Below are 7427 nucleotides of genomic sequence, written 5' to 3'. Positions count from 1 at the left end.
CCAGGTCTCGGCCAAAGAGCCCGATCGGTTCAGGCTCGATCCGTCACACCACATGCTGGGACCGTACATCTAGGCGCGGCATCGAGCGCAGCGAGAAGCTTGGACTGCACCGGTGGATCATCGAGCGCACCTTGGCCTGGTTCAGCCGGTTCCGCAGGCTCACCATCCGCTACGAGCGGCGCCTCGACATCCTTCAAGGCTTCCACTCCCTCGCCGCCAGCCTGATCTGCCACCGCTTCGTGACGAGGTGGTTCTGTTAAGCACTCTTAGCGACGGCGATAGGCAGTCGACGGCATCCGGGGGAAGTACGGCCTTTCAGAGCGCCACGCCTGCCGGATTGTCAGCCAGCCGCGCGAGCCTCAACGCTATTGGCGCTCGATCTTCAGCAACTGCTTCGCTAATGTCTTTGCTTGGCTCTCACCCTGCGTTAGGCGATGGCCCCACACGTCCTTGAGCATCACACGTGCCGGCTCGAACAGCTGTTCGGCCGCACGGGCAGCCGCGCTCACGGCACAGATGACAGGGATGACGGCTATGACTGCCATTGACCAGCGCCTTCATCCACATCGTCATGGGCAGCCTGCTGCTGCGCCACATCAGTCACTTCTGCTGCTCGGCGTCCTGCGCCGCAAGCGCATAGTCCGGATCATCCAGAGCCGCCGGGGCCAGCCAAGCAATCGCCAGTTCGACCACGATTGCTGCCTGCAGCGCAACCGAACTGAACGGCTGGTCGGCAAGCTTGAGCGGATCCACCGCGTTACCACGCGGTACAGCAGTCTGGCCGCTCGCTGCCTCACCTTCGCCGGACCATCTGGCTGTGCAGCCTTGGCGAGATGATCGGGCTTTTATCCTTGCATGTGCCGCCTCAAGAGCAAGAATCACCGACGTTGAACTCTTCGAGGCATTCGCAGCTCATGCCAGATCTCGTTCCTCAGACATGCAGCTCATGTTCAAGCAAACTAGGATGATGGCCCTGCCCATGCCGAGCATGCCTGCAACGCGGTGCTGTCCCTGCTGGTCCTGAACCTCCTACCCGAGACAAGACGAACAGCACGGGAGATGGTCCGGGTCAGCAAGCCAGGTTGCACCGTGGCTGCGGCAGCATGGACCTTTTGGGGCGGGTTCACCCTTCCGTGCATCCGGGCAGACACTGTGCCTCCGGTCGATCCCGAGGGAGATACGTTCCGGGCGAAGCAGCTCTCTGGTCCGTCGACCGCGCCCGGCGGACCGGCAACCGTATGGATGGAGGCCTGCTTGCTGCAGGTCGGGCAGACTTCACCCGCCATCCGCATGAAGTTCACCTGCGATGGCAGACCAGTTCGAGGCCGGGCCCGCGGGACAGGGCAGAGCTGATGCCTAGATCACCGATCGTGCAATGGAGCAGCTCGAGCCGATCGCACGCCATCCCGAGCTTGCTTATCCTGCCAAGAGTGAGGACGTGCTCTGTTCCTTTGCCGCTCTGCCCCAAGCAGTGGCGGCACGCACGGCGGAGGAACGAAGCGTAGGGGCAACTGAGCCATGCCAATATCCACACCAGCCGGAACACGCTTCAAAGGCCTTGGACCATGTACAGGCGCGTTGCAGGAGTTTGTCCCAGGGAGAGGCCAGGCTGCGAGTGTCCGCGGAAGATCATTCATCACGACGATAGCGTTCTTTATCTGACCGCCTGGACATGACGGCCGGGCTTGCTCTGGGGTGTTGTTTTATGCACAGCTTTAGCGTCTCCCCGGTCGAGCTGGTGGCGAGCCTATGGCGTAACCGCCATCTTGTCATGGTCCTGGCCAGGCGGGAGGTGGAAGGACGCTATCGCGGCTCCATCATGGGAATCCTCTGGTCTCTTTTTCAGCCCATGCTGATGCTGGCGGTCTACACCTTCGTTTTCAGCGTGGTCTTCAATGCTCGCTGGGGGAGCAGCGGCACATCGAAAGCCGAGTTCGCATTGACATTATTTGCAGGCCTGCTGGTATTCAACATTTTTGCCGACTGCTTGAATCGTTCTTCTAGCTTGATCATTGCGAACACAAATTTTGTTAAGAAAATAATGTTTCCAATAGAGATTCTTCCCTGTGTCATCATGGCTTCAGCACTGTTCCATGCCGCAGTGAATCTTCTTGTATGGATGGTGTTTTATGTCTTGATCGTGGGGCGGCCGCACCTGGGCATTCTCATGTTCCCGATAGTCATAGCGCCATGCGTTGCGTTTACCGTAGGATTGTCATGGATGGTTGCTGCTCTGGGTGTATTTCTTCGGGACGTTGCTCAAGTAGTTGGGGTCCTCATTACGGCGCTGATGTTCCTTTCTCCGATCTTTTACCCGGTATCCTCGCTGCCTGCCTCCTACCGGCCGCTGATGCTGATCAATCCACTCACGCCCGCTGTGGAGCAGGTGCGCGACGTGCTCATGTGGGGAAAAGCACCGTCCTGGGGCGTATTTGTGGTCTATCTACTCGCAGGCATGGTGGTGGCTTGCCTAGGCTTCGCATGGTTCCAGAAGACCCGCAAAGGATTCGCTGATGTCCTCTGAAGCCACCATCAAGGTCAGCAGCTTAGGGAAATGCTATCACATTTACGACAAGCCACACGACCGGCTGCTGCAGATGCTCAGGCGGGGGCGCAAGCAGTACTATCGCGAGTTCTGGGCGCTGAGGAACGTATCATTCGAGCTGAAAAAAGCCGAGACAGTCGGCATCGTCGGCCGGAACGGCAGCGGCAAGTCGACCCTGCTGCAGCTTGTCTGTGGCTTGCTCAACCCCACCGAGGGCAGCGTCAATACGAGCGGGCGCATCGCGGCCCTTCTCGAACTGGGTTCGGGGTTCAATCCCGATTTCACCGGCCGGGAGAACGTCTTTCTGAATGCAGCGGTCTTGGGTCTCAGTGAGGCAGAGATCAAGGCGCGGTTTGATCGGATCGCTGCCTTCGCCGATATAGGGGATTTTCTCGATCAGCCGGTGAAGAGCTATTCCAGTGGCATGAGCGCCAGGCTCGGCTTTGCCGTCGCGATCAATGTGGATCCCGACATTCTCGTGGTGGATGAAGCGCTTGCGGTCGGTGATGAGGCCTTTCAGCGCAAGTGCTTCGCCCGGATCGGTGCCCTTCGTGCCGGAGGAACCACCGTACTTTTCGTCAGCCATTCCGGCGCGACGATCGTGGAATTATGTGATCGGGCGATCCTGATCGACCGCGGCGAATCCATCCTGATCGGCGACCCCAAGCTCGTGATCGCGAAATACCAGCGCTTGGCATACGCGCCGCCTGCCCAACAGGAACAGGTTCGCCAAGCCATCCTCGCAATGCACGAGGACGAAGATGGGACCGCCGGGCCGTTCGACCGTAGAGATGATGTAGAAGACAGCAATACCGAGCAAGCCGACAGTGATGCGCCCAAGCGGATGCCTGGCAAACGTGAGGTGGGCGCTTATTATGACAAGAACTTGGTGCCGGCTAGTACGGTATCCTATACACCCAACGGCGCTGTAATCGATAACATCAGAATTCTGGACGATATGGGCGCTACGGTCAATATCATCACCTCTGGGAAGACCTATCGCTATTGCTACGAGGTTCGTTTCACGCACGGGGCATGCGCCGTTTATTTCGGGATGGTGTTGAAGACCATCAGCGGCTTCGAGATCGGTGGAATGGGTTCGCACGAGGTCTCGGATGCCGAACCGTATATAGCAGGTGGTTCTGTGGTTCGCGTGACATTCTGGTTTCGCAACATGCTGCGCCCAGGGATCTATTTCGCGAATGCCGGGGCCTACTCCTATGCGATGGAGAACCAGCAGGTCCTGCACCGGATCATCGATGCGCACATGTTCCGGGTCATTGCCGCTCCGTCCATGCGATGGAACCTCAGCGGCGTCGTCGACATCTCGAGCCCGCCGCGATGCCATCTCGATATCTTGGCCGACGCTGTGCCGGTGCCTTCGGATCATGATGAGATGCAGGGCAGGCGGGTCACAACGTGATCGAGGCTGATGGCCAGTCGCTGGCGTTCCTGCTGGGTGTTCCCCGCTCGGGCACGACCCTCCTGTCCCATCTGCTGGACAGTCATCCGGACATCGCTTCGCCCCCTGAGCCTTGGCTGATGTTCGCGGTGGAGGCGATCGGCAAGGTCCATTCGCTTCATCCGGCCGGAAGCCAGCTGATCGGGCAGGGCTATCTGGAGTTTGCCCGCAGCATGGATGTACGGCGCGCGAAAGCCTCATACGCAGCGACACTTTACAACGAGTATCTTCAGAAGAACAACAGCCGGATATTCGTCGACAAGACGCCAAGATATTATCAGATCATCCACGAAATTGCTCTGATCTTTCCTAGATGCAAGTTTGTCTACCTGAAGCGGAATCCCTTCGCCGTTGCGGGGTCCTTGAAGTCCACCTGGAACTTCGATCTGACCGCGGCCATGGCTGCCTCGGACAGCGAGCTGTTGTTCGACTTGGTGCTGGGCTACCGCAGGTTGGAGCGTTTCGCTGCCGACAACCCGTCCCGGGTGCATGCATGCACTTATGATGAGCTCGTCATCGATTCGGGGCAGGTCCTGCGGTCGGTGCTGGCCATTCTTGGTGCCGATCCGGATGTGGCTTCGCTGTCGTTCATGTCCGAGAAGCTTGAGCGTCGCCGGGGCCGCCTAGGTGACCAGAAGATCCTGGAGACACGCTCCATCCACCAGAACAGCCTCTGGGCCTGGCGTGATGTCCTTACCCGTGAGGAGAAGCAGGTCGTCCACGACATCTTTTCGGAGGAAGGAATCGTGGCGCTGGGCTTTGGCGATCTCCTTCCTGCTCTTCGTGCGGAAGGGATCGTCGATAATGGACCGGCCCGGGCGCAGGAGATCGCAGCCGAGGTCGAGGAGAGCTACCGTTCGTGGCTCGACCTTGTCGACGCAACGACGCGCGAGCACCCGGAGGCACCGAAGCTGGCCGCAGCGCTGCGCAAGGCGGCAAGGCAACCCGAGGACGCGATCAAGCTGCTTGGGGTGGAGGAAGATCCTCTGGCGCTGATCGAGAGGCAGGCGACGGCGCTGGGACGTTTGGAGAACGAACGGGTACGCCACCTGGAACGGATCTCCGAGCTCAGCCAGATGTTTGAAGGGCTGGAGCGGGAGCGGCCGGCATGGCAGAGCCTGGAACAGACGGTTCGCACGCTACTGGACGAGACGCGCAGCGAACGAGCGGCACGACACAACCTCGAGCAGATGATCCGTAGCTTGCTGGAGGAGACGAGCATTGAACGAGCGGCGCGACAGAATATCGAGCAGGTGATTGCTTGCGTTCTGGATATTGTAAAAGATAACCAGAAGAAATTGTCCTCCGGGCTGCATAAACTTATTGGCGGATGGAAATAGTGCTGCCCGCGATGACGAGGAGATCGATGGCGACAGAGTTCATCCGAGGAACAGTCGTGTTAGCGCGATCATGTACATCAAATGAATTCGACGACGAGCAAGCATTCTGCTCGAAGCTGGGGTGCAATGGTAGAAAACACTCCGAATATCTTGTGAAAAACAGTTCTATTTTTTGCTAGAAATCTGCTTCAGAGCTTGGCAGAATTTATTTTAACATTAATCATGGATGATTTTTTTATGAGAGGGTCGAAATGCGCAGCCTGAAGACGGTTGCGGTAGATTTGACCCCAATTCTGCCCGGGGCAGAGAATGGCGGCGCGAAAATATTCGCGATCGAACTGGTTAGAGAGCTGGCGAAGCTGGCGCCAGACACACGCTTCATCCTGATGACGCAGCGGGCAGCGCATGACGAACTCTCTCATCTGGATGCGCCCAATGTCCATCGTGTCCTGGTGCCGGGTATCGGAGCGATCGAGCGCGAGCGAGGCGTGGGCAGGTTATTGTATAGCCTGCGCGCTGCCATATTCCGGCGCTTTCCTAGAAAGCTGGCGATCGTCATGTCGCACGTCGCGGCGCACCTGATCAAAAGAACCTTCGTTCGGCCGCCAGTTGCAGATACCAAGGCAGACTTGCTGTTCTGTCCGTTTACGGCACCGGTGTTCTACGAGCCGGGTGTGCCGACTGTAACGACGATCCATGACATCCAGTACATGGTGTATCCTCAATTCTTTTCTGCCGAAGATTCAGCCAACAGGGACCTGGCGATCCGGAACTCCTTTCGTTTCTCGAGCGCGATCGCGGCCATTTCCAATCATGTGCGCGAGGCTGTGCTTGCGCATGGCCTGCCTGACCCGAACCGCGTTCGGACGATCCATCACCGGATGGCGCGCCGGCTCGAGAACAAGTGGTCGAGCGCCGATCGGGACAAGGTCTTTACGATGCTCGACCTCGAGCCCGACCAGTATTTGGTTTACCCGGCCAACTTCTGGCGGCACAAGAATCACGAAATGCTGCTAACAGCCTTCGCCATGGCTCGCCATCGCGGGCTGCCGGATCACGTCCGCCTGGTCTGTACGGGAGCGCCAGATCCCCGGCGGGATCATGTGATGAACCTGGCGGAACGAATGCAGCTGGGCGAGAAGGTCATCTTCCCCGGACATCTCGCGGATGCCGAGTTCGCCGCGCTCGTCAGCGCTGCCCGCGGCCTGATCTTTCCTTCGCTCTTCGAGGGCTTTGGCCTGCCGGTGGTCGAGGCGATGGCCCTCGGTGTGCCCGTTGCCTGCAGCAATGTCACCTCGCTGCCAGAGGTCGCGTGCGGTGCGGCGATGTTGTTCGATCCGCGTGTTCCGGATGAGGTCGCCGGCGCGATCATGCGGCTGGTCACGGATGAGGCCGCGCGGGAAGCCTGCAGAACGGCTGGCAAGCAGCGGGCGGAACAGTTCGCCGACTCAGCGGCGATGGCGCGCGAGTACTGGGCCCTGTTCGGCTTTGCGCTGGACACATTCGGCGGACGTCGTCGTCTTTCGGGCGTTCACCCTGACGGCTGGGCCGGCGCCGAGATCCTGCTCGAGCTTGCGCATGACGATGATGCGGGAGCCATCGAGATCGACGTCCTCGCCCCGGAGTGGCTTCCCCATGCCGCGGTCCTGGTCTGGGCCGTCTTCGCCGACGGCACGACGATCAAGACGCAGCCACTCCAACGGAGCGAACGCCGCACGCTCCAGTTCGACCTGCCTAGCGCCGGTGGAGTCGCGAGGATCCGGGTAGCTCCGTCCTTTGTGCCGGCACGGCTCGGATCCAGCCCCGATCACAGGGAGCTTTCGATCATCGTCGAGCGCTGCGAGCTCATCCGCTGCGACAGTAACCGCCTGCGGCTGTTCCCGGAGGCTCACGAGTGACGGTCAGCATCGTTACGCCGTCCTACAACCAAGTTCGCTTCATCGAACGGACACTGGAGAGCGTGATCGAGCAGGATGTCCCCGGACTGGAACATGTCGTGTTCGACGGAGCCAGCACCGACGGCACGGTCGACATCCTCAAGCGCTATGATCATCGGCTGTTCTGGGTGAGCGAGAAGGAT

6 protein-coding genes and 1 pseudogene are annotated in these 7427 nt (G+C 59.4%); 6 read left to right on the top strand and 1 reads right to left on the bottom strand.

The features are described 5' to 3' along the window. A pseudogene (locus EQG76_RS30265) lies at positions 1-260 on the top strand (hypothetical protein); the annotation flags it as partial. A 340-nt stretch (positions 261-600) separates the two neighbouring features. Here EQG76_RS30265 and EQG76_RS30260 read toward each other — a convergent pair. After that, positions 601-753: a hypothetical protein gene (locus EQG76_RS30260; RefSeq protein ID WP_159718949.1), complete on the bottom strand. Its 153-nt coding sequence runs from the start codon at positions 751-753 to the stop codon at positions 601-603. 952 nt (positions 754-1705) lie between these two features. Between EQG76_RS30260 and EQG76_RS30255 the strand changes: the two genes are divergently transcribed. The 5 genes from EQG76_RS30255 to EQG76_RS30235 form a co-directional block, all read left to right on the top strand. Beyond that, positions 1706-2524 carry an ABC transporter permease gene (locus EQG76_RS30255; RefSeq protein WP_159718951.1) on the top strand — a complete coding sequence of 273 codons (819 nt, stop codon included), beginning with the start codon at positions 1706-1708 and terminating at the stop codon, positions 2522-2524. Then, positions 2514-3968 (top strand): ABC transporter ATP-binding protein, encoded by a 1455-nt coding sequence (locus tag EQG76_RS30250; RefSeq protein ID WP_159718948.1) that lies wholly within the window; start codon positions 2514-2516, stop codon positions 3966-3968. Before EQG76_RS30255 ends, EQG76_RS30250 begins: the two co-directional genes overlap by 11 nt. Continuing rightward, positions 3965-5347, top strand: a complete 1383-nt coding sequence (locus EQG76_RS30245) for a sulfotransferase family protein (protein WP_200841258.1) — start codon at positions 3965-3967, stop codon at positions 5345-5347. The genes EQG76_RS30250 and EQG76_RS30245 overlap by 4 nt, the downstream gene beginning before the upstream one ends. Positions 5348-5598: 251 nt before the next feature. Further along, a complete protein-coding gene (locus tag EQG76_RS30240; RefSeq protein WP_159718947.1) occupies positions 5599-7245 on the top strand; it encodes a glycosyltransferase family 4 protein in 1647 nt (548 codons plus the stop codon). Continuing rightward, a partial coding sequence (locus EQG76_RS30235) for a glycosyltransferase (protein ID WP_159718946.1) occupies positions 7242-7427 on the top strand: 186 nt, incomplete at its 3' end. The genes EQG76_RS30240 and EQG76_RS30235, both read left to right, overlap by 4 nt.

This window comes from Geminicoccus flavidas (assembly GCF_009806515.1).
GTDB lineage: Bacteria > Pseudomonadota > Alphaproteobacteria > Geminicoccales > Geminicoccaceae > Geminicoccus > Geminicoccus flavidus.
The sequence above is the reverse complement of the archived record's forward strand: the minus strand, read 5'-3'. Positions and strand labels throughout refer to the sequence as shown.

Coding starts and splice junctions, on each gene's coding strand:
- EQG76_RS30255 (WP_159718951.1), top strand. CDS start 1,706: ATGCACAGCTTTAGCGTCTCCCCGGTCGAGCTGGTGGCGAGCCTATGG.
- EQG76_RS30240 (WP_159718947.1), top strand. CDS start 5,599: ATGCGCAGCCTGAAGACGGTTGCGGTAGATTTGACCCCAATTCTGCCC.
- EQG76_RS30250 (WP_159718948.1), top strand. CDS start 2,514: ATGTCCTCTGAAGCCACCATCAAGGTCAGCAGCTTAGGGAAATGCTAT.